The organism is Kitasatospora sp. NPDC059571 (assembly GCF_042735675.1).
GTDB lineage: Bacteria > Actinomycetota > Actinomycetes > Streptomycetales > Streptomycetaceae > Kitasatospora.
In genome coordinates this window covers 1-678 of the sequence record NZ_JBHWBW010000810.1, presented here as the reverse complement: position 1 = coordinate 678, position 678 = coordinate 1, and the positions used below count along the sequence as shown (strand labels likewise).

The following is a 678-nucleotide window of genomic DNA, read 5'->3' as shown; positions in this document are numbered from 1 at the left end:
GGCGGTGTTCCTGGCGCTGGAGCCGGTCGATGCGGCCGAGGAGACGGCCTCGGCCGTGCGCGAGGCCCTGCACGGGGTGCTCGCGACTGCGCAGGAGTGGCTGGCGGACGAGCGGTTCGCGGCTGCGCGGCTGGTCCTGGTGACCCGCGGGGCGGTCGGCGCCGAGGTTGAGGATCTGGTGCACGCCCCCGCCTGGGGCCTGGTGCGCTCGGCCCAGTCCGAGAACCCGGGCCGCCTCGTCCTCCTCGACGTGGACGATCCCCGGGCCGCGGACGGCCTGGTGGCGGCCGCCCTCGCCGCCGGCGAACCCGAGTTGGCGATCCGGGTGGGCGAGGTCCGTGTGCCGCGCCTGGTCCGAGCAGTGGCGGCCCCGGAGGCCGCGCCGGTGTTCGGTCCGTCCGGCACGGTCCTGGTGACGGGTGCGTCGGGTCTGCTGGGCGGGCTGGTGGCCCGTCACCTGGTGGCCGAGCACGGGGTGCGGAGCCTGCTGCTGGTGTCGCGCCGTGGTGTTGAGGCGCCGGGTGCGGCGGAGCTGGTCGCCGAGCTGACGGAGGCCGGTGCCGCGGTGGCCATCGCGGCGTGCGACGTGGCGGATCGGGACGCGCTGGCCGCGCTGCTCGCCGATCACGAGCTCTCCGGTGTCGTCCACACGGCCGGCGTCCTGGACGACGGCATCGT

1 protein-coding gene and 1 pseudogene are annotated in these 678 nt (G+C 76.5%); both read left to right on the top strand.

Features of this window, described 5'->3' with window-relative positions:
- Positions 1-43 precede the first annotated feature (43 nt).
- Positions 44-292, top strand: a pseudogene (locus ACFV0G_RS39235) (hypothetical protein); the annotation flags it as partial.
- A partial coding sequence (locus ACFV0G_RS39230; protein WP_380558669.1) for a KR domain-containing protein occupies positions 281-678 on the top strand: 398 nt, incomplete at its 3' end. The pseudogene ACFV0G_RS39235 and the gene ACFV0G_RS39230, both read left to right, overlap by 12 nt.